General features: G+C 49.0%; 18 protein-coding genes. 3 read left to right on the forward strand and 15 right to left on the reverse strand.

The window, feature by feature from the left end; translation table 11 throughout:
- Nucleotides 1-356: 356 nt before the first annotated feature.
- The 8 genes from HPT30_RS23670 to HPT30_RS23705 all read right to left on the reverse strand — a co-directional run bounded on the left by HPT30_RS23670 (nt 357) and on the right by HPT30_RS23705 (nt 7,400).
- A complete protein-coding gene (locus HPT30_RS23670) occupies nt 357-806 on the reverse strand; it encodes a VOC family protein (RefSeq protein ID WP_175373761.1) in 450 nt (149 codons plus the stop codon).
- Nucleotides 803-1,288, reverse strand: a complete 486-nt coding sequence (locus tag HPT30_RS23675) for a DinB family protein (protein WP_175373762.1) — start codon at nt 1,286-1,288, stop codon at nt 803-805. Before HPT30_RS23675 ends, HPT30_RS23670 begins: the two co-directional genes overlap by 4 nt.
- Nucleotides 1,288-2,775, reverse strand: coding sequence for a carboxylesterase/lipase family protein (locus HPT30_RS23680; protein WP_312876363.1), 1,488 nt, complete (start codon nt 2,773-2,775; stop codon nt 1,288-1,290). Before HPT30_RS23680 ends, HPT30_RS23675 begins: the two co-directional genes overlap by 1 nt.
- Nucleotides 2,776-2,786: 11 nt before the next feature.
- On the reverse strand, nt 2,787-3,944 hold the full coding sequence (locus HPT30_RS23685; protein WP_175373763.1) for an AI-2E family transporter: 1,158 nt from the start codon (nt 3,942-3,944) through the stop codon (nt 2,787-2,789).
- An 88-nt stretch (nt 3,945-4,032) separates the two neighbouring features.
- Nucleotides 4,033-4,548: a DNA topology modulation protein gene (locus HPT30_RS23690; protein ID WP_175373764.1), complete on the reverse strand. Its 516-nt coding sequence runs from the start codon at nt 4,546-4,548 to the stop codon at nt 4,033-4,035.
- 48 nt (nt 4,549-4,596) lie between these two features.
- A complete protein-coding gene (locus HPT30_RS23695; protein ID WP_175373765.1) occupies nt 4,597-5,406 on the reverse strand; it encodes a GNAT family N-acetyltransferase in 810 nt (269 codons plus the stop codon).
- 221 nt (nt 5,407-5,627) lie between these two features.
- Entirely contained in the window at nt 5,628-6,764 is a 1,137-nt protein-coding gene (locus HPT30_RS23700) for a glycoside hydrolase family 88 protein (RefSeq protein ID WP_175373766.1), read from the reverse strand.
- 276 nt (nt 6,765-7,040) lie between these two features.
- Complete coding sequence (locus tag HPT30_RS23705; protein ID WP_175373767.1) at nt 7,041-7,400, reverse strand: (2Fe-2S) ferredoxin domain-containing protein; 360 nt, start codon at nt 7,398-7,400, stop codon at nt 7,041-7,043.
- A gap of 174 nt (nt 7,401-7,574) precedes the next feature.
- Between HPT30_RS23705 and HPT30_RS23710 the strand changes: the two genes are divergently transcribed.
- Together HPT30_RS23710 and HPT30_RS23715 are read left to right on the forward strand one after the other, a co-directional pair.
- Entirely contained in the window at nt 7,575-9,176 is a 1,602-nt protein-coding gene (locus HPT30_RS23710) for an AraC family transcriptional regulator (RefSeq protein ID WP_175373768.1), read from the forward strand.
- Between the two features lie 103 nt (nt 9,177-9,279).
- Nucleotides 9,280-10,296, forward strand: coding sequence for an ABC transporter substrate-binding protein (locus HPT30_RS23715; RefSeq protein ID WP_246317372.1), 1,017 nt, complete (start codon nt 9,280-9,282; stop codon nt 10,294-10,296).
- A gap of 131 nt (nt 10,297-10,427) precedes the next feature.
- Here the strand turns inward: HPT30_RS23715 and HPT30_RS23720 are convergent, their stop codons facing one another.
- The 5 genes from HPT30_RS23720 to HPT30_RS23740 form a co-directional block, all read right to left on the reverse strand.
- Complete coding sequence (locus HPT30_RS23720) at nt 10,428-10,568, reverse strand: hypothetical protein (RefSeq protein WP_175373769.1); 141 nt, start codon at nt 10,566-10,568, stop codon at nt 10,428-10,430.
- 851 nt (nt 10,569-11,419) lie between these two features.
- Entirely contained in the window at nt 11,420-12,460 is a 1,041-nt protein-coding gene (locus tag HPT30_RS23725; RefSeq protein ID WP_175373770.1) for an NAD(P)/FAD-dependent oxidoreductase, read from the reverse strand.
- 123 nt (nt 12,461-12,583) lie between these two features.
- Nucleotides 12,584-14,299, reverse strand: a complete 1,716-nt coding sequence (locus HPT30_RS23730) for an ABC transporter ATP-binding protein (RefSeq protein ID WP_175373771.1) — start codon at nt 14,297-14,299, stop codon at nt 12,584-12,586.
- A 105-nt stretch (nt 14,300-14,404) separates the two neighbouring features.
- A complete protein-coding gene (locus HPT30_RS23735) occupies nt 14,405-15,439 on the reverse strand; it encodes a FecCD family ABC transporter permease (protein WP_175373814.1) in 1,035 nt (344 codons plus the stop codon).
- 2 nt (nt 15,440-15,441) lie between these two features.
- Nucleotides 15,442-16,500 (reverse strand): FecCD family ABC transporter permease, encoded by a 1,059-nt coding sequence (locus tag HPT30_RS23740; protein WP_175373772.1) that lies wholly within the window; start codon nt 16,498-16,500, stop codon nt 15,442-15,444.
- A 264-nt stretch (nt 16,501-16,764) separates the two neighbouring features.
- Between HPT30_RS23740 and HPT30_RS23745 the strand changes: the two genes are divergently transcribed.
- Nucleotides 16,765-17,781: an ABC transporter substrate-binding protein gene (locus tag HPT30_RS23745; RefSeq protein WP_175373773.1), complete on the forward strand. Its 1,017-nt coding sequence runs from the start codon at nt 16,765-16,767 to the stop codon at nt 17,779-17,781.
- A 743-nt stretch (nt 17,782-18,524) separates the two neighbouring features.
- On the opposite strand, the gene HPT30_RS23750 is transcribed toward HPT30_RS23745, so the two are convergent.
- Nucleotides 18,525-19,067: a hypothetical protein gene (locus HPT30_RS23750; RefSeq protein ID WP_175373774.1), complete on the reverse strand. Its 543-nt coding sequence runs from the start codon at nt 19,065-19,067 to the stop codon at nt 18,525-18,527.
- A 505-nt stretch (nt 19,068-19,572) separates the two neighbouring features.
- Nucleotides 19,573-21,267 carry an oleate hydratase gene (locus HPT30_RS23755; RefSeq protein ID WP_175373775.1) on the reverse strand — a complete coding sequence of 565 codons (1,695 nt, stop codon included), beginning with the start codon at nt 21,265-21,267 and terminating at the stop codon, nt 19,573-19,575.
- Nucleotides 21,268-21,344: the final 77 nt, after the last annotated feature.

The raw sequence follows: 21,344 nt of genomic DNA on the forward strand, positions 1-21,344 counted from the left end.
CCCTATCGTCGTTATTTGTACATCAAGCAGCTTTTAGAACATGTAACGGACTCAGGTGCTGCTATTTCCTCCCAAACCGTGGATTACACACAGTATTTCTGCTCATAACGTCTCTGGAGTCCGCTAATCTTCCGGAACGGTCGTTGGTTAGGAAATAACCTCACTGGAGTCCGTTACCAGATGCAACAAGAAGCAAGTACTGATTTCGAGATGGGTCCAACATTAGAACTCAACATAGCCAGAAGAATGAGGACTTCAGAAATCTTATGAGCAGATTAACTGGGCAAATTCCTTATAACCAGATTGTTTTGGCAAGCACTGACTATTACGTTGAGACGTCACATTCTAACTGGAGGTTACTTCCAGACAGTCATACGCTCCTGCAAATTGGAAGTGTGCAGCTCCAGCTGAACTCCATCCGGGTCAAGAAAATTCACCGACCAGCCCCTGCCGCGCAGGACAGGGCCTCGGACGATAGGCACCTTATGACTCTTCAGAATCTGTACCGCTTCAGCAAAGTCTTCCTCTGCAATTGAAAAAGCAATATGATCTACACCATTTATTTCCCGGACAATATTTGAAGGATCTGTCTGTTCATTAGTTTCAGAAACGTCCCCATCTTCTCCCGACTTCTCAGTAACAGCACTTACCTCGATCAAGCAAATCCAGGCACTGCCCCATTCCAGGTAAGCATCACTCTTGCCTCGATGAATCAGTGCCAAACCGAGAATGGATGTATAAAAGTTCAAAGAATCCGCCAAATCCTTCACCTTGAGCGTCAGATGATTAAAGCCTGTGACCTTCATTCCGCATCCAGCCTAGCGAACAGAATAAAGTCCGTATTCACAGGTTCAAGCCCATCCAGCCGCAAATAGGTTGAGATTTGACCCCGATGATAACTCCCGTGCAGGGACACATGGTGTAAAATGTCCGAAACGGCAGACGTGAACTCGACTCCCTTACTGGAACGATAAGTCAGTAGACTGTCCAGATCTCCATCCTTGAGTTCTGTGATGAATAGACGATACCCTGCGGCATTTGCTTTCAGAAGCAATTCGCAGTCCTCCAGCGAGTACATAGGCCATATGCTCGGAACTGTGCTATCTCGCTTGTTTAGGCGCTCCAGCCACACTTTCTCCGCCGTCAGCAGATGACTGAACAATGCCATGAGCTTCCCGGATACGACCTCGGAATCTTGCAGCGCCTTGAGTATCTCTTCATTCGCCCAATGGGCATGACTGAAGAGACGCAGCAGATCATCCCGTCTGCCTTGCGGTTGCAGGGTCATTAGTGTTCCCCCCTTGCAGCCGCCAGTTGCTTACGCTTCAGTGACTCGGGATCTAGCACCACCTCCGGAGTTTCGGCAAAAAGAAGCGTAGCACGGTCACCCGGATGATACCCTGGCCATGGTAGATTGGGTGTGCTTGGATCTCCCCGGTGAGCGAAAGCCAGCCAGGCTTCCTGCATAGCATCTGCCAGGGCAGTCATGTCTGGGCTAACCTCCGCTCCCAGACGCTGCAAGTGCTTCAGATTGTGGAACACATACGGAATCTCTGCGCCGTGTACCGCTTTGCCAAATAGCGGATGCCCGGGAACTTTGAGATCGAACCTATACATCCAAACTGGGGCATGAATCTCTTGGTGTTCCGCCAAAGAAATGGAACTGCTCCAGAAGTAGAAATCAGTCAATATTTCTGCCTGCCCCTCCCAGGAGGGAGTATAGCCGCCGACATGCTCTCCCAGGCCGCTGACACCCATCAGCATTTCCAGTGCCTTTAAGGAATCGGCGAAGTTTGGCACCGGCATGTTCTCGCGAAAGAACAGATTTCCTTCTTCCAGATTGGTCCCGATCAGCAGCGGAACTCCTTCCGCCGCTCCCTTCGAGATCGCAACCGCCGGGTCTTCTGGCAGCGTTGCTCCGTCAATGACCGGCTGGAATGGCATGCTCAGCGAGCCGCCAGGCAGCTTCAGGCTCATGCGCCCGGCGGCGGCCATAATCTCCTCCGCCGGGATGGATTGCAGCGCGCTTGGATCGCCGTCAGGCGCGATCCCAAGCTCGGCGAGCAGGGCTGCTGCAATCTCGCTGCCTTGCCGGGGCGGCAGAGTCTGCGCCGCCCCGCTCTGCATGATCGCCCCCGCGAAGAGTCCCTTCGCGGCAGGCATAGCCAGCAGGGCAGCGATGCTCATGCTGCCCGCCGATTCCCCGAACACGGTTACCCGGTTCGGGTCGCCGCCGAAGGCGGCGATGTTGCCGCGCACCCATTCCAGCGCGGCAATCTGGTCAAGCAGGCCCTGGTTGGAGGCCAGCCCGTCGCCAAGCGGCGACAAATGCAAAAAGCCGAAGGGCCCTAGACGGTAGTTGATCGTCACGACTACAACCCCGCCCCGGGCTGCCAGACTGCTGCCGTCGAACAGCGGCTGGCTGCCCGCTCCAGTAATAAAGGTTCCACCGTGAATCCAAAACATCACGGGCAGCCCTTCTCCACCGTCCGCGGGTGACCAAATATTCAAGTATAAACAATCCTCTGAATGCAGCGGATGCTCTCCGCCAAACCGGGTGCCCCGCGTATCCGGCGGCTGATGGCTGACCGGACCGAAGGTCGCCCCTTCCCGGATACCAGTCCATGATTCCGGCGGCTCCGGTGCCCTGAACCTAAGCTTGCCAACAGGAGGAGCTCCATATGGAACTCCCCGCCAGACATTCACATCACCGGACTGCTGCCCCCGTATTCTGCCATAGTTGGTTACTGCTACTGGCCCCTCCATTGCATTCATCTCTCTTTCATCTACTCTTCTGTTTTCTCTACCAAGCTTTTGTATAAACCTGACTCTATCTGGAACCATTCGAATAAGTGGGTGAATACCACTTTTAGTACTGCATAACCAGGAACCGCAAGGATAATACCGACGATACCGAACATTTTCCCTGCGAACAAGATCACAAATATAATGGTGATTGGATGAATCTTAAGCGTCTTGCCCATAATTTGCGGCGAGATGAATTTACCTTCGATCAGTTGGACCGCTGTCCAGACGATGACCATTTTCAGCAGCATGAACGGCGAAGTCACCAGCGCTACAATCAGAGCCGGCGTAATAGCAATAGCTGGTCCAAGATACGGAACCACCGCTGTACACGCAGCCGCGATGGCCAGCACAAGGGAGTAGTCCAAACCGATGATCAGATAACCAATGTACAGCAGCGCCCCAATGCAACAGCTGACAATAATCTGCCCGCGTATGTAAGAAGCCACCTTGCCGTTCATCTCGGACATTACTTCTTTAGTCTGCGGACGGAGCCGGAATGGTATGAACTTCAAGATATAATCCGGAAGCTTTTTGCCGTCACGCAGCAGATAGAACAAGATAAACGGTGTCGTTACGACCGCTAATACAACTTCCGTGAGCGCTCCCACAAAGCTGCCTACGCCTGTCAAGGCATTGTTCAGAAAAGAAGTAGCCCAGCTCGTGGCTTTTCTCGTAATATCGGTAAAATCGAGTCCAATGCTTTGCTGCATCTGCCCAAAGAACTCACTGCCGGTCAGGTTCATGAATTCATCCTGAATTTGTTGGCTGTACCTCGGGAAATTATCAATCAATCCCAGCAGCTGACTGCGGAGAATCGGGATGACCGTTAAGAGGATGAGTGTAATGATCCCCACGATCAGCAGATATAGAATAACAATTCCGTAGGCGCGTTTGATATTGCTCCGCTTTTCTAATAGGTCAACCAGCGGATTGAGCAAATAATAAGCGACACCTGACAGTAGCAGCGGCAGTGCCACCGTGTGGAACAAGACCTTAAGCGGCTTGAAAATAAACGGTATCTTCGCAAAGATCAGAATATTAACCCCAATCAACAGCAGCACCAGCAAAAACACAACAAATTTATTATTCAAAAAAAACTTTTTAAACCTCTCTGGCCATACTTGCAGCCTCTCCATAACACCTTCCCCCTTACGATGAACATTCTGACTGAATTCCATTTGAATGATACTTATCAAATAGCATAGTCAACGTACGGGTAACAAGTCAAATTTCGGAAGAAAGGCCCTCCAGAAAGCCGCTGACTTTCCGCCGATTACTGAGAACAATCACGTTTTTCTCTTCATTGCTCTTCTTCAAGGTACTGACGATCTTATCCCGGCTACGTTTAGGAAAATTCCAGACCCAAAGGACAAAATCCAAGTCCAATTGCTCCGGACAACCCTCAACCAGATCTGGACGAGTTCTGCCGTGATACTGAATACGCCGCTTGAAAATACGGTATACACAGAGCCAGCGCGGCATATCCAGAAAAATAACCGTGTCTGCTCTCTCGATCCGCAGGTCCAGTGTTCCTGAGTAGTTGCCGTCCATAATCCACTGTTCCTTGCGCGTCTCCTCAACTACAATTTGGTTCCATTCCTGCTTCTCCGTGGCCACCCAACCTGGCTTCCAATAATGCTTATCGAGATGAACCACCGGAATGCCTAGAACTTCACCCAGCTTCCGGCTCAATGTCGATTTTCCAGCCCCGGCAGAGCCCACAATCAGAATACGCTGCATCCCTGACCTCCTTGTCGTTCTCTTTCAGATCATAGCAGGCCATCTTAATCAGTCGAATTTCAGATCATTCATCCTACCTGCATTTACAAAACCAATGCTCTGGTACACTTTGTTGGCAGCAGGATTATGGCCGTCTGCATACAGCATCGGGATGAGTCTCTCCTCCAGCACCCGCTCGCATATTGCGGCAACAATGGCGCTGGCATATCCCTTTTTGCGTTGATCGCGTGGGGTATAGACATCATTGATCCGGGCATGCCGGGGTGAACGGTGTGCGATTTTAGCCATGGATACCGGAGTGCCGTCCACCACCCACAGGTACATCTGACCGGAAGCAGCATCGCCCTCGGCTGTAGACAGCATATCTTTAGGATCCACCGGTTTACCAAAAGCGTCCTCCGAGAAGCCCGCCAGGAACTTGGCAATCAGCGGCGCATCTTCGATGCTTGCCTGTACTACATGTCCTTCGACGTTAATAGGTTTATGTACAGCCGGGCAATGATAGACTTCCAGCATCAAATGGGTATGAAATGATGTCCCCTTACCTTGACAAAAGACTTCCGCAAATCGCCTCGCTATATCTGGCTCCGATATGATGCCTGGAAGTTCTTCATCTTTCAGATGCTCCGCTAATTCTTGTATCAAAGTTTCCTTCTCACTGTGACTGACCTCATACGAAATCCACAGCCAGGGACGAAAACCCTGGGAGTAGGCAAGCACCAGTGTATTCTCCGGTGTCTTCAACCTCACATTGCCTTCAAATCCTGTGATCATATGAATCAGGTTGAATTTTACCTCATCTCTTACAAATGCTTCCCCAAGCAGAACGCCATCACCAGCTAAAAAATGTTCAAACATCGTACTCCCCTCCCGCATATACTTTTTCTTCCATCATAATCTTCTACCTTGTAAAAATAAACCGCCGCGCCCCGTTATTCGGGTGCACGACGGAATTGCCAGCAGTTGGCCTTTTTTAATTCAGGCGCTGATTATAAGCCCCTTCCGGGAATTTAGTCAACCGTTCTGTGGACCGGATGAAATCGCCTTGCTGAAATCTAGCCATCCCCTATTGCCAGGGCCTACTCCCAGTAAAACGGTCCATTATTTTTTAGCCTTGCAAGTCCTTCAACATAGAAGAAATCGCCATAAATCAGCGGCACATCAATATTTTGACCAGCTGGATAATGACTGGTTCCATGCAGAATAAGACCTTCCTCTTCATTATTGCCCCATGTCCCGTAATTGCGGTAAAGCGATTCCAAGATCTTGATCGCAGGCTCTCGGTACACGGCGGCTTCAGCGCTGCCTACCTTCTCTGCCAAAAGCAGCAGTCCACTTGCCGCACAGGCTCCAGCAGAAGAATCCCGGAAGCTGCGCGCCTCCTCTGGCGCACGGAAATCCCAATGTGGCACATAATCCTCAGGCAAGCGGGCCAGGAAGAAATGGGCCACTTTTTGCGCGGTGTGCAGATACTCGATCTTACCCGTATGATGATATGCCAAGGTCAGACCATAGATCGCCCAGGCAGTCCCCCGCGACCAAGCCGAACCGGCATCATAACCTTGCCCGCCGATGCCTTCAACGAATTCACCGGTCTCCGAGTCAAAACGAACGATATGATACACCGATCCGTCAGGACGGACAAAATGCTTCACAACCGTGTCCATATGCGCCTCAGCGACATGACGATAGCGTGGATCACCAGTGACCTCTGTCGCCCAGAAGAGCAACGGCATATTCATCGCACAGTCGATAATAGCAATCCCACTATTGTCGTCTCCGTTTGACCAGGGATTCCAAGCTCGGATGAAGTTGCCCTTCAGATTGAAGCGGGCAGAGAGGAAATTTGCCGCTTTTAGCGCCCGGATCTTTGAGTGTTCGTTGGCCAGCAATTTGTAGGAAGCTACGCTCGTCAGCGTCCACATGAAGCCAAGATCATGGTCCAGTCGCACATATTCGTTCAGGACCTCATCCAGCCGCTGCTCGCACTGTTCGGCAATAGCCCTTAGCGATTCATCCCCGCTAACATTATACAGCAGCCATAATTGCCCCGGCCAGAATCCGGCTGTCCACCAACCAGGCTCTTCCAATATGTATTTACCGCCCTGACTGGCATGCGGGAATTCCGCTCCAATACGCAAGCTGTTATACTGTGTCTTCTCTAGCGCTTTACTCCATGCTTCCTCTACCCAGTCCAGCTTTGTCTCTGTAGTCATCACTAGCACCGCCATTCTGTAGTTTAGAAATTGATTGTGCATCCTGGTGTGAAAATCCCTTAAAGGAGGCACTTATATAAGCATTCAATATCGGATCATGCATATCCTGCCAGCTAGCCAAGGTTTCCCAAATCGAGGAGTCAACAGAAACATCACCTGAACACTTGCCTCCTGAGACCAGTAAAATAAAAAATACCGTCAGCTCTTGACGGTATTGTGTCCCCACTTCTTGCTAGCTCTGCTTATTGACAATTGTGGTTGCAATTCGCAATAGAGCTATCTCTTCTTTTTACCGCGCATCCCTCGTTCAGAGCTAGCCTTAAGCTCCTTGTCGAACTTGTAGACCATGTTCTCCTTTAGCCGTTTTCCCTTTAAGGCTTTGCGGACCAACACTTTGCCTAATTTCGGAGTAATGCCTCTGTACCACACGCCTTCAGGATAGGCAATGACCACACAGGCGTCCGAGCATCTTCCGTTGCAAGCGGTCATCGTTGTATGAAAAAAACTGCCTGCATCCTGCTTCTCAATCTCTTTCTCAATAGCTTCCGCTACCTCTTTCCCTCTATGCTTCTTGCAGCTGCTTCCGTTGCAGATTAGCAAATGGCACTGGGTTCCTTGCAAATTCCAAGTCGTCACTTCTGCGTTCCTTCTCCCTGTATATATAGTAATTCCCGCCCTAGGGGAAATCGAATATTCTACACTCTACTAAACCGGATACTTTGCGTCAAGACGAAGGACTATGATTCCCTGTTTTCTTTCGTTATAATATAATTGAGAATTATTATCAATATAAGAAAGTGAGCTTTCATCATGACTACCCGCTATTCCAACGTTCTCAATCAGCACGGCCATTGTTTTTATATGCCCATCCGGGTGACTGTCCTTAGTCATCTTAGTGCTGACGAAAATTCAATAACACAATCCTCCTATTCTATCCTGATTATGGTGCAGGGCGGAGACGGCTATATTGAGATCAATAATGAACGTCTGCATCTTACCCCCGGCTGTGTCCTCTCCTTCCCTGGGTCTGCAACCTTCAAACTTCCTCCCCAGTCCGGCCTGCACGGGGTTTGGATTGAGTACACAGGCGTCATGCCAGACGGGTTAATGAAGTCCCCATTGGACAATGACCTTATCCCCCAACTGCGGAAATGCCCTGCTCAAATAACAGGATTGGGAGGAGAGCTGCACAGCGCCTGGACCAAGCCCCAAGCAGACAAGCCGTTTGCAGTGCAGGCGTTGTTCACCGATCTAATTATGAAGGTAAACAGCACTCCCATGGTGACCAGCGTTGTAGAGAGTTCCAGCGGTTGGCTCCCCCTTGTTCTGCAATACATAGACGAGCATTATTCCGAGGATTTGACGCGCTCACAGATGGCCGGATTGGCAGGAGTAAGCCCGGAACACTTCTCCCGCTCCTTCCGCAATACAACTGGGCAGACCTTTAGTGCTTATCTTTCGCTGCTTCGGATACGTAAAGCCCAGGAGCGTCTCCTGACTGGAACGCCAAATCTGAGTCATCTGGCACTCGAGGTCGGTTATGGCGAGGGCACATATCTCAGCCGGAAGTTCAAACAATTCGTGGGGCTCTCTCCCACTGCCTACCACAGTAAAAATAAGCGGATCGTCACACTGAACTATAACCATACCGCCAGCTTGAGGGCACTGGAGATCACACCGCAATTGGGACCCTACTCCGCGTGGTTGGAAAGCCTGGACACTGTACCTACAGCCCGGAAGCTGTCGCTGGAGGCACGGCGTGCTTCTGCGGTCTTCCATTCTGTAGCCTCTGCCCGCCCAGATGTTATTATCAGCTACTCGTTGTACGGTGAGAATAAACAGTTACTTGCCCTTGCTCCGGTCATTGAGCTGCCCTTCATGCAAATGAGCTGGCGCGAGCAGTTTACCCTCATCGCTGAGGTTGCTGGCCGAAGGCTACAAGCTGAAGAATGGCTTCAACGCTATGATCAGCGCTGCCATGAGGCCAACTTGCAGTTGGACAGGAATATGGGAGCAAGAGGCACGGCGATCGTCTGGGAGATCGGCCACGGCTGCGCTTACTGCTTCAGCAGTAGTTACGGACGAGGTTGTCAGGTGCTATACAACGATCTGGGCTTTAAGTTACCACAAGCAATTATAGATCAAGATATCTCTAACAGAGGATTTATCAAGACAGCTATTGAAGACATTCCAGACTATCCTGCTGACCATATCATTATTACCGGCTTGCCAGACGATCCCCAAGGGCTTCAGCGGATTGACCGTCTCTTTCATTCCGAACAGTGGCGGCAACTCGAAGCTGTCCGCACAAGCCGGGTCCATATTCTGGACCAGCCGGATATGTTCTACGGATTCGATCCCCTCTCCTCTCAGGCACAGCTTCATGTCTTGCTCCGGGTATTAACATCATAAATATACATAGGACAAGATCATTTCAGGTCATGGAAATTAAGAGGTGAAGTCTGTACAGTTATATTGAGAATGATAATCGTTATTCATAAGGAGGATATACATCTTGCTCGACCTACACAAAAGCCGCAGAAGCCGAAGACTATCGTTTCCTATCTCTCTGCTGCTGACACTAACCCTTATTTTATCAGCTTGCGGCAATACCGCTCCAGCTGCCGAAGGCACTGGTAGCAATACTACCAATGCGCCAGAGACTTCAGAAACGCCGACTGCCGCCGAGAGCAGCACGCCGGAAGCTCCGGCCACCAAAACCGTAAAAACTATGAACGGTGACATTGAGATCCCTGTCCTGCCCAAGCGGATTGTCGCAGAAGAATATATCGGCAGCCTGATTCCCTTAGGCACCATCCCTGTCGGCGCGCCGGGCCTGACTCTGCAGAATATGTATTTTCAAGAAGCATTACAAGATGTCACTGACACAGGTACTTACGGGAAAATGAACGCAGAGAAGATCTTCGCGCTAGACCCGGATCTGATCATAACAGGCAACAACGACAGTTATCCGACGTTAAGTAAAATAGCTCCTACGATCGTCGTACCTTACGGGGAACTAAAGAACGCCCATGAAGAGCTTACCTATTTTGGACAGCTGCTGGGCAAAGAAAAAGAAGCGGCAGACTGGCTCGCTGAATACGACAAGCGGATTGCCTCCGCCAAAGCCAAGGTGGACAAGGCCATTCCTGCAGAGGCTACCTTCAGCATTATGGAGAATGCCGATAAAACCACCTATGTCTATGGTGACAATTTTGGACGAGGCGGCCAACCCATCTATCAGGCACTGGGCCGCAAACCTCCGGCAGAAGTCGCTGACGAAATTATGGAAAAGCAGTGGGCTGAATTATCCGCAGAGGTCATCAGCAAATACGCTGGAGATTACATCATCCTAACCTCCAATACACGCACAGTCGAGAGTTTCAAAAGTGATCCCCTCTGGGGCAGCTTGCCAGCCGTGAAGAATGATCGTCTCTATGTCTGGAAAGAAGAACGATCCTGGTACTACGATCCACTTGCCGTTCTCTCCCAGACGGAGGAACTGGCAGACTGGCTTACAAAAAGCAAATAGTAGAACGTAAGCCAAGCAACGATTGCCGGTTAAAATCGGGTCGCTGCTTGGCTTTTGCATATGCACAGAAATCTCACTTATGGGAAATGTAAAAAATAAGCGATCTGTAATGCCTATTCACAGGCGGGCAGTTATGACAGCAGGTCCTGAATGCCAGGATACATATTCGCTGTAACTTCAGCTGCAGGAGACTGTAATTCACGCAATAATACAGCAATCCGTTTGGTAAACTTCGCAGGCACAATCCCGCTAGCTGGAAGCTGTCCAGGCAAAGGATATATGTAGCTCTTGCCATAGTATTAGCATTCAGCATGTATACTTTATGCGAAACAGCCTGCACAGCCACTCCTTTTCTCGTGAACCGATCCTGTCCTTCCACACGCCCAGTAAAGGTCAGCGGCCATAAAGGGGCTATATAAATCGAAGTGCAATTAACGGCATTTTCGTACCTTAAATCCTCCGCAACTATGGGATATCGGAGATTAAGTGCAATATTGTACCTTAAATCTTCCAGAATGCCCCGTCCAGCGTGCTTTTTCAAAAAATAAGATACAATAATGCCCTTATTTCCCTCATTTGCCTATATTGAAGAAAAATAAGGTACAAAAATGTCGTTAGTTGGGGAGACTGCCCCTTTTTCACTGTTAAGACGACTGATGAAGGGGAATATCCCCCTTCTAGTTGGTTGAAATCTGTCGACAGTCTATGTCCAAGTGATAGATTTCCTATGGAAAGCTTTCAGACAGGAACGCCTTGCGCCCTATTATGCTGACATTGTTCAACCGGATTTTGCGACAGTTCCTATGAAAAGCTAGCAGGGCGAGACCTTTGCACCTACAGTTCCAAATTTCCCCGTACGCTCATCATCGCTTTTTGCTAACTTCTTTTCTTCGGTTAATATAATTCTTTCATTAATGCAGCATGAAGTCAGGCTGCAAGCAACTCCAAACGTGTGCATTCGTGTAGTGAAAAAGTAAGCGTACAAGGAAATATCCAACCGGATACTTCCCTGTACGCTTTTGTTTGAAAAGATTATGCTTATAAGCCGGATTTAGACGATTTAGACGATTTAGACGATTTAGACGATTTAGACGATTTGCACGATCCAGACATCTAGACGCTCCTAATGATCGTCTACGACCCCAAGGGCTTTGTTCTTTTCCTTGAACCTGTCGTTGTGGGAGGAAACATAAGCCACCTTATCCGCAGTCGGATCGATGTACAGCTTGGCACTGTTCAGGGCCAGGACTGCATCGGTGAAGGTACCCGCGATCAGGCGGACCTTGCTGGAATAATCCACAAAGTCTCCTGCAGCGAAGACACCGGGCAGGTTCGTCTCCAGCTTATCGGAGACATTGGCACACCACTCGCCCATATCCAGCCCCCATTCACGCAACGGGCCGAAGTCGTGTTTTAGACCATGATTGACAATAATAGCATCTACCGCAAAAACCTCAGTCTCACCAGTCTCCACATGGCTGATCGTCACTTGATCAATCGTCTCGCCATTGCTGCTGTGCAGCTGTGTCAAAGCATAAGGAACACGAACCTCTACGGAAGAAGATTTCATACGAGCAATATTCTTCTCGTGGCCCCCGAACCGTTCGCGGCGGTGCACCACTGTCACACTGGCTGCAATCGGCTCCAACTCGTTGGCCCAATCCACAGCAGAATCCCCGCCACCGGAAATTAACACATGCTTACCACGGAAAGGCTCCAGCTCTTGAACCGTGTAATGAAGATTCGTCACTTCATAACGGTTCGCACCTTCGATCTCCAGCTTCGCCATTTGCAGGATACCATACCCGATCGCCAGGATGACTGTCCGTGTCCAATGCTTCTCACCGCTGGCTGACGTCAGAATATAAGTTCCGTCCTCCTGCAGCTCCTGACCCGTAATCTGTTGTCCCAGTACAATGGTTGGCTCAAAGGTCATCGCCTGCTCCTTCAGCTGTTTAATCAACTGATGACAGAGAGTCGGAGTGACGCCGCCAACATCCCAAATCATTTTCTCCGGATAAATCAGCATTCTTCCGCCGAGCTCTTCCTTGGCTTCGATCAACTTGGTCTTCAGATCTCTCATACCGCTGTAAAACGCTGTATACATCCCAGCGGGTCCACCGCCAATAATCGTAACATCATATAATTCCAGTTGGTCGCTCATACTAACCTCCGCAAATGTATTTATATAAGACAAACTTAAGATCTTCACTTAAAGCTCAATCGTCACTACTAAAGCTCGATCGTCACTACGGTGAATGTTTGAACTTTCGGTACTGCCATAGCTTTATGCTCCGAACTGCGCCTCGTGCAGACGACTATAAATCCCCGGATTTCTTAGCAATTCCTCATGCTTGCCCTGCTCGGCAATCCCGCCTTCTGCCACAACGAGTATGCGGTCCGCATGTTTGATGGTTGCCAGACGATGGGCGATCACAAGTGTCGTCCGACCCTGCGACAATTCAGCAAGAGCCTCCTGAATGGCCTGTTCTGTCTCCGTATCGAGCGCAGATGTTGCTTCATCCAGAATCAATATACTCGGGTTCTTCAGGAACATCCGGGCGATGGAGAGACGCTGCTTCTGACCACCAGAGAGCTTCACGCCGCGTTCACCGATCATCGTGTCCAGACCGCCAGGCTGTGATTGGATCAGTTCCACCAGCTGGGCCCGCCGGGCAGCTTCCCAGATCTCATCATCCGATGAGCCCAGTTTGCCGTAAGCAATATTTTCCCGAATGGTTCCATCGAACAGGAAGACATCCTGCTGCACGATCCCAATGTGGGAACGGAGCGATTCCAGTGTCATCGAACGGATATCCATACCGTCAATGGCAATACTGCCTTCATTCACATCATAGAAACGAGGCAGCAAGCTGCACAGCGTTGTCTTACCGGCGCCTGATGGGCCTACCAGCGCTACGGTGTCCCCCGCATTGATCGACAGGTCGACATTCCGGAGGATTTTCTCTTTGTTGTCATATCCGAAGGTGACTCCCCTGAACTCAATATTTCCGGTAAGGTTCAGGACAGGCTTAGCATCTTTGGCGTCATCTACGTCAGGCTCCGTCTCCAGCAGCTCCAAATAACGCTTGAACCCGGCGATGCCCTTAGGATAAGTCTCAATCACAGAGTTGATCTGTTGCAACGGACTAAAGAATACATTAGACAGCATTACAAAGGCGATAAATTCGCCATACGTCATCTTGTCCTGAATGACAAACCAGGTGCCACACAGGAGTACAAACAACGAAACAAACTTCATAAGGATAAAACTGAACGAAGAGTTCCAGGCCATAATTCGGTATGTCAGCAGCTTCGTAATGCGGAAACGTTCATTGTTTTCGGCAAAACGGGAAATCTCATGCTTTTCATTGGCAAAAGCCTGCACTACACGAATCCCGCTCACATTATTCTCAACTCTTGCGTTGTAATCAGCAATATCGGAGAACATTGTCTTAAAAGCTGCCGACATTTTACGGCTGAAGTACATGGACAGGTAGATCATCAGCGGCACAATCACAAAGGTCAGCACCGCAAGCTGCCAGTTAATATTCAGCATGATGGCGAACACGCCGATCAGCGTCATGATGGCAATGAAGAAGTCCTCAGGTCCATGGTGGGCAATCTCCCCGATATCCATAAGATCATTAGTCATCCGGGAGACCAGGTGCCCGGTCTTCGTATTATCAAAAAAGTTAAAGGACAACTTCTGCACCCGATCGAACAGTTTTTTTCGCATATCCGATTCGATATTAATACCCAGCTTATGTCCCCAGTAAGTAACTACAAAGTGCATGAATGAACTAATTACATAGATACCCAACAAGCCTAGGCAGGAATATAAGATCACTTTCCAGTTGCCGCTTGGGAGAAGATCATCTACCACCCGGTTGACCGCAAGCGGGAATACAAGCTCCAGCAGAGCAGCGGCGATGGCACAAGAGAAATCTAAAATAAACAGCCCCTTATACGGGCGATAGTAGGCAAAAAAACGACGCAGCATTTCCGGCTACACTCCTTACCGATGGTCCGAAGAACAGGGAGCTGTAGGCTCCTGTCTGCTTCATCCGGACAGAATAATTACAGCAACTGTGAGGCTTTAGCCCCTCTAGGAATTCTTGCGTCCCAGCAAATACAGGAAGTACGGAGCCCCAATAACGGCAACCACAATACCCGTTGGAATTTCCGATGGCTGCAAAATCCAGCGGCCAATCGTATCGGCTGTAATGACGAGCAGCGCCCCCAGTAGGGCCGAGGTTGGCAGCATATACTGGTGCTTCGGACCAACTAGACGTCTAGCCAGATGGGGAGCCACTAGACCGACAAAACCGATCCCCCCGCTCACAGCCACACTGGCTCCAGCAAGGCCGACTGCAGCAGCCAGAAGACGGAACTGTTCCTTATTTACAGGCGCCCCAAGACCAGTTGCTGTCTGTTCCCCCAGATTAAGAACATTCATGACCCGCGACTTGTAGAATACGTAAGGAAGCAAGATCAGTACCCATGGCAGCAGGGAAAGTACAAACTTCCAGCTTGTTCCCCAAATACTGCCGGCAAGCCAGGTTGCGACAAACTGATATTTGTCCGGGTTAAGACGAAGCGTAAGTACAATCATCGCTGCACTCATTCCCGCGGCAACTGCAACCCCGGTCAGCAGCAAACGCGTAGGCGACAAGCCCTGATGGCGTTTGTAGGCAAGTGCGTAAATCAAGGCCGCAGTTAAGCTTGCGCCGACAAATGCCACAACAGGCAGCAGAAATACCGGGGCAGCTGCGGTAGTCGGATAAAAGGAAATCAGCAGCATAACCATCAGTCCTGCTCCGGCGTTTATCCCGAGAATACCGGAGTCCGCCAGTGCATTGCGTGAAATCCCTTGCATAACTGCACCACATACCGCCAATGAAGCTCCAATCAACAGTGAGATGACAATACGTGGCAACCGGAAATCAAATAAGATCAGGCTTTGCTTGTCTGTGCCTTGTCCGAACATCGTCCTCAGCAGATCCATAGGACTCAAGCGTATGTATCCAGTGTTAACACTGATTATAAAGACAACTACAATGAGAATAGACAAAATAGTCATGACAAAGAGTCCACGTCGATGTCTGATTTGATCGAAAGATGAGAATACGGATTTCTCCATCACTACAGCTCCCTCCTTTCTTTACGCGCCAGATAGAGGAAGAACGGCACACCAATCAGAGCAATGATCGCGCCAATCGGCGTCTCATGCGGCGGATTGATCATTCGTGCGGTAAGATCGGCAAAAACCGTTAGCAAACTGCCTAGAATCGCCGAGCATGGAATAATCCAGCGATAATCCACACCAACCAAATACCGGGTTAAATGCGGAATAATCAGTCCGATGAAACCCACCGTACCAACCACAGCAACCGAGGAACCGGCCAAGATCAGCACAATGATGACACCAGCCAATTTAACAAGACCCGTTCGCTGCCCAAGACCTCTGGCGATATCCTCACCCAAGCTGAGCATCGTAATTGAGCGGGACAAAATAATCGCCCCAAGAATGGCAGCGCCAACCCAAGGGAACATGATTTTGAGTTGCAGCCACTTTGTTCCTGCTACACCGCCTGCATACCAGAAGGCCAGGTCTTGTCCAATACGAAAATATAAAGCTATACCTTCGCTGAGCGCCTGCAGCAGCAGGCTGAATGCGGCACCGGCAAGAACGAGACGTGAAGGTGTTAATCCACCTTTACCCAGTGATCCGACCCCATATACGGCAGCGGCGCCCATTCCGGCTCCGATAAAGGCATACATAATCAAATACATAAACGAAAGACCCGGGAAAAAGGCAAAACATAGTGCCAACGCAAAACCGGCTCCAGCATTTATCCCCATCAACCCTGAATCCGCGAGCGGATTTCGGGTCATCCCCTGCATAACAGCCCCTGCCACTGCAAAGCTCGCACCAACCATGGCACCGCCAAGCACCCGTGGCAGACGTAAATCCTGAATAATCTGATGATCCGTCAGATTCGGATTAAAATGGAAGATAGCTTGCCATACCACAGAAAGCTTGATGTCTGCCGCACCAAATGAGACCGATATCGCGATCCCCAGCGCCAGCGCAATCAATCCGCCAATCAATATCAGCGTTGCTGCCCATGGACGTGAACGGATTTTTTGCTTTTCCGCCTCGTTAGTGGCCTCTATTCTACCTGTTGCCTGTAAACTCATGCATGTCACCCGTTTTCGTATGAAATTGATTCTCATTATCATCTTTGTATTGTAAATGAAATCTCTTCCTTTTGGCAATGGATAATTGTGATCTTATTATTTATCTTTTCTGCATGAGCGTACATTTCTCCATCCCTTTTTCTGAAATCAAGTCAATTTCGTTGACAGGTTCACAAGTAATTTGGTAGATTCTAAATTGATACTTAAATGATAATGATTATCATTATCTAATTTGTATCCACTACTTATACTGGGAGGTCCATCATGTTAAAGAGAAAGTCCCTACTGTCAACCGCCGTACTAATGATGCTGTTCACGATCATTTTGACGGCTTGCGGAGGAACCAGTAATACTGCTTCGAGCCCTGCTTCGGCTGCGACTGCGGAAGCTTCAGCACCAGCGGCATCAGAACAACCGGCCGCTACCGATACTCCGGCAGCTGAATTCCGCGATTACGAGACTCCTAAGGGAACTGTTAAAATCCCTGCTAAGCCGAAGCGTATCGTGACCGACTTCTACGGGGGTGAACTGCTATCGGTAGGAGCCAATGTTGTTGGCGTAGAGCCTAGTGCTTTTGAAAATCCATTCCTGACCGATCTGCTTAAAAACACCACAGACGTTGGTTATCCTATCAACGCGGAGAAAACCCTGGAGCTTGCTCCTGACCTTATCGTTGTTATGTACGACGGCAACTACGACGCGCTGTCCAAAATCGCTCCGACAATATATGTCCCTTACGGAACCGCCACTAACATCTATGAGACCGTCAAACTGTTCGGCGACATCGTTGGCGCACCTGACAAAGCGGAAGCTTTCCTAGCCGACTTTGACAAAAAAGCAGCCGCAGGCCGCGAGAAGCTAAAAGGCATCGTCAAAGAAGATGACACCTTCGGAATCTATGAGTTGACTGACAAAGGTGAACTGTGGATCTTCGGAGACAACGCTGGCCGTGGCGGACAAGTTCTCTACAATGCCCTCAAGCTGAAGATGCCGGAGAAGAACAAAAATGATAACCAGACACTTCAGCTCTCCATGGAATTACTGCCGGAGTACGCCGCAGATTATATGTTCCTGACTACCTATGATCCTGAGAAAAAAGGCGACAAGCTTAAAGAGCTGAAAGATTCACCGGTGTGGAAGGGACTCCCGGCTGCTAAGAACAATCACTTGTTCTACAATGATTTCGATACCTACTACCGCTATGACCCTATCGCCATCACCGCGCAAATCGATCTGTTCGTGGATATGATTGTTGCACGGAATGAGGAGAATAAGAAGTAACTGGGGTGGAAATGGTGCTTATGAAAGGGAACGGGGTTTGGAGCTGTCGCGCGATGTGCTTGCCTGGATGTCTACCATAGGAAGCTTCCAATCGTACCCGGACGCGTAGGCTGTCGACAGATTCCATCCGCTAGAGGCGGTACATTCCCTTTACCAGTTGCCATAACAATGAAGAATAGGGTCCGCCTCCCTAACTAAGAGCATTTTTGTACCTTATTTTTCATTAATGGAGATAAATGAGGGATATAAGGGCATTTTTGTATCTTATTTTTCGAAAAAGTATGCTAACCAGGGATTCTGGAAGATTTAAGGTACAATATTGCACTTATTTTTACGATCGCCCCTAGTTTTAGAAGATTTAAGGTACAAAAATGCCGTTAATCACACTCAAGACTCTTATGATAAGCCTTCTTTTCTCTTGGCTTTCTGGTTATTTTCATACGATCTATATAGAGGTTTATTGCAGAAAGTTGGAGCAACCGTGTCCAGTGCGAATGGGCAGTTCCAAACTAGGTATACTCCTTGGTGCGAAGCCTACCTGTCGGAAAAATCATACAAAAAAATAGGAAATGGCAGTGCTCAGGAAGATTTCTGAACCCGCCATTTCCTTTTTTCCTTCTACGCGCATCTGTTTGAGCAAGTGATGCGCAAACAAAAGCCATCCGGCCTCCGGGCGCAGGTACGATTCTATTCTATTTGTAATTTCTAAGCTTCATGCACTACGTTTAAAATAGAAACCTACTCTATCGCATCAACTTTTTGATACCTTCCATTGTTAAATTCGCGGAGTAACGACGATCTAAAACTTCTGGCTTCCCCAAGATAAACCAATAGTTTACTTCATCATATCCTATGATCTCTGCCATAACTATTAAGTCCTTATGCATATTAGCTTTTTGTGAGTTTTTGGCACATTCATTATAATCAGCTACTCCCAATGCCTCATGACTGGGGATGCTCACGATCACCCCATGTGGATAAAATACTTCGATATATCCTTCTACTTTGGTTCCAAGGGGGAGCAGCTCTTTCAGCTCAAGCCATGTCTCCAATTGATTGATATTAATGTCATTCCATACTTTTTCGAACTCTTCCTTAGGGATTCTTTTCAAATCAGGATCATCTAAAGGCAAATCCTGATCTGACAAGAAAAAATTAAACTTCTTCAGATTAGAAATCTTACTTTCTTTCCCCTCCTCGATTAATACCTGTCTGAATGCGGTTCCCTCTGCATCTACCTCAAAGTACCATGTTTGTTTAGCATAACAATCAGTTAAATAAATCATTTTCTTTACTCCATGCTCAATTACATCTCTGTATTAAAAATGCCAATTGGAGAGTCCTTTTAAATAATTTAAATACTTTAGACTAGGGGCAACACTAAAAACAAACCAAAGAATATTAGGTACGAATTCCCCCGCTTTTAATGACATCTTACAGCCTATGTATGTGAGAATTATTAGAATCGAATAGACTAGAATATATGGCTGTACTTTCCCGCTGCCCCATTCTTCTGACTTGGTATATAGCAAGGAGATCGCCAGAACGTGTATAACAACCACAACGAGAACTTGTATTATAGATATAATCTTTACTTTTCCTTTCAAAAACCCCTCCCCCTTGTACTTAATCTGAAAATATAGAATTGGAAAAATATCATATAAATGAAAAAATACCCTTTACGTATAATTATCGGATAATTCAGATCAAGTATTGATTCCGATACGAAAAAAAGACAGCCCTTCTATAAAGAAGAACTGTCTCTTACACTTCTCACACGCATTTCAGATCTTACAACAACTTCCCAATCACAGTCCCACCCAAGATCTGACCCAGTGTCTTATCCAGCGGCAACGGCTTGTTGCCGAGACAGGTACCGACTGCGGTCAGCAGCACACGTACGTCGTACTTACTTGGGTGCACAGGAATCACTTCTTTTTCAAGCTTCAGTAAGCCATACACAGCCATCATGGCGGTGCGGACGGAGTATTCGACGGTGAAGACGCAGTCATCCGGCACTTCGGCGAATTGGCCGAGGAAGGCCAGATTGGTGCTGCCTTGCGGGATAACCTGCGGACGGTCGCCCATGACACGCGGCATGAACTGTGAAGTAATGTATGGCATCATGCACGGAATGACGTTGGTCGTGTGGGACAGAATTTCTGGAATGCGATTTCCCAGTCCCATATGGTGCAGCAGTTCCTCGAACAGCTCGCGACCAGTACAGTCGGACATTTTCTTCTTAATATAGTCGCCCTCTGCATCCGGGAACAGGCCATATGCCCATAGCACCTTTACGTTGTCCGGTTGGTTAATGAAATGCGGCTGAGTTGGTGCAGTCCAAGACATCAGCCAGCTGGAATCCTTAATCGTAACCACACCGCCCATGCCCGGTTTGTCGCCAGTCCATTCCAGCAAGTGCGGGAACAAAATGTCGTCATCGGTAAGGGTGATGGTGAAGGACAGCCATTTCGTTTTGTCGATGTCGCCGCAGAAGACTTCAGGACGGCCGAAGTCTGGGGACTTCGCGGCCATTTTCTCCCATAGACTCCAGCAGCCCCGTTCGGATACTGAACGGTTGAGGATTGCTGGATGATTGAAATCGCCGAGCGTTGAATTTTCAGTCATGGAGCCGTTGGTGACCAGCACCAGATCGCTGCGCGAGACTTTGATCAGCTTCGATGCGCCGCCCACAAGTACATGAATCCCCGTTACGGTCTTCTCCCCACTGGAAAGATCCAGGTCGAGATCCACCACCTGATGACCTTTATCGAAGTTGACGCCTTTCCCTTCCAGCCATTTGATCAACGGCAGAATGAGCGAATCGTATTGGTTGTATTCCGTGTGCAGGATCCCTTTGAGCTGGTTCATCCCGCTAATAAGGTGCATGAAACGCTCCATGTACCGCTTCACTTCAACTACGCTGTGCCAGTGCTCAAAAGCAAACATTGAACGCCAGAAGTACCAGAAATTCGTTTCCAGAAAGCCCGGGTCAAAGAATTCTTCAATCGTGGTCGCCCCCAGCCGCTCCTCGGTCAACATGGTCAGCTTGCCAAGCTGCAAAGAATCGGCAGTAGAGAGGCCCAGTGTGGAGAAATCGGCCTTCTGTCCGGCGTTCTCCACCAGACGGCAATGCGACTCTACCGGCTCGGCCAGATTGAATTCACGGAATTCGTCCAGCACACTGCGGTCGGGATTTTTCAGGGATGGAATGAAGCCATACAGCTCCATAAAGCATTCAAAATGCTCCTCAATCTCCCGTCCGCCGCGAGCGCTGTAGCCATCCTTAGCGTTGCCTGCTCCGTCCATGGAGCCGCCATACACTGGCGATTCCTCCAGAATGTGAATGTTCTTGCCGGGCATATGGCCGTCGCGGATCAGGAAAGCCGCTGCCGATAGCGAGCCAATCCCTCCTCCGACCAAATAAGCTTTTCGTAAAGCAATACCTTCTGGCATAACAGGGTGAATTCGTTGATAAGTTCCCATGTTCATCTTCCTTCCGGGTTGAAGTTGTAAGGTTACTCATGAGCTGACCTCACTATACCTCCACCGCGAAAAGAAGC

It is taken from the genome of Paenibacillus agri, from assembly GCF_013359945.1.
In the GTDB taxonomy this organism is placed as follows: Bacteria; Bacillota; Bacilli; order Paenibacillales; family Paenibacillaceae; genus Paenibacillus_AQ; species Paenibacillus_AQ agri.

What these genes read in the sequence shown, in the direction of transcription:
- HPT30_RS23675 (WP_175373762.1), bottom strand. Translation starts at nt 1,288, where the DNA reads ATGACCCTGCAACCGCAAGGCAGACGGGATGATCTGCTGCGTCTCTTC.
- HPT30_RS23670 (WP_175373761.1), bottom strand. Translation starts at nt 806, where the DNA reads ATGAAGGTCACAGGCTTTAATCATCTGACGCTCAAGGTGAAGGATTTG.
- HPT30_RS23695 (WP_175373765.1), bottom strand. Translation starts at nt 5,406, where the DNA reads ATGTTTGAACATTTTTTAGCTGGTGATGGCGTTCTGCTTGGGGAAGCA.
- HPT30_RS23685 (WP_175373763.1), bottom strand. Translation starts at nt 3,944, where the DNA reads ATGGAGAGGCTGCAAGTATGGCCAGAGAGGTTTAAAAAGTTTTTTTTG.
- HPT30_RS23730 (WP_175373771.1), bottom strand. Translation starts at nt 14,299, where the DNA reads ATGCTGCGTCGTTTTTTTGCCTACTATCGCCCGTATAAGGGGCTGTTT.
- HPT30_RS23725 (WP_175373770.1), bottom strand. Translation starts at nt 12,460, where the DNA reads ATGAGCGACCAACTGGAATTATATGATGTTACGATTATTGGCGGTGGA.
- HPT30_RS23755 (WP_175373775.1), bottom strand. Translation starts at nt 21,267, where the DNA reads ATGGGAACTTATCAACGAATTCACCCTGTTATGCCAGAAGGTATTGCT.
- HPT30_RS23680 (WP_312876363.1), bottom strand. Translation starts at nt 2,775, where the DNA reads ATGAATGCAATGGAGGGGCCAGTAGCAGTAACCAACTATGGCAGAATA.
- HPT30_RS23750 (WP_175373774.1), bottom strand. Translation starts at nt 19,067, where the DNA reads ATGATTTATTTAACTGATTGTTATGCTAAACAAACATGGTACTTTGAG.
- HPT30_RS23690 (WP_175373764.1), bottom strand. Translation starts at nt 4,548, where the DNA reads ATGCAGCGTATTCTGATTGTGGGCTCTGCCGGGGCTGGAAAATCGACA.
- HPT30_RS23740 (WP_175373772.1), bottom strand. Translation starts at nt 16,500, where the DNA reads ATGAGTTTACAGGCAACAGGTAGAATAGAGGCCACTAACGAGGCGGAA.
- HPT30_RS23700 (WP_175373766.1), bottom strand. Translation starts at nt 6,764, where the DNA reads ATGACTACAGAGACAAAGCTGGACTGGGTAGAGGAAGCATGGAGTAAA.
- HPT30_RS23745 (WP_175373773.1), top strand. Translation starts at nt 16,765, where the DNA reads ATGTTAAAGAGAAAGTCCCTACTGTCAACCGCCGTACTAATGATGCTG.
- HPT30_RS23710 (WP_175373768.1), top strand. Translation starts at nt 7,575, where the DNA reads ATGACTACCCGCTATTCCAACGTTCTCAATCAGCACGGCCATTGTTTT.
- HPT30_RS23735 (WP_175373814.1), bottom strand. Translation starts at nt 15,439, where the DNA reads ATGGAGAAATCCGTATTCTCATCTTTCGATCAAATCAGACATCGACGT.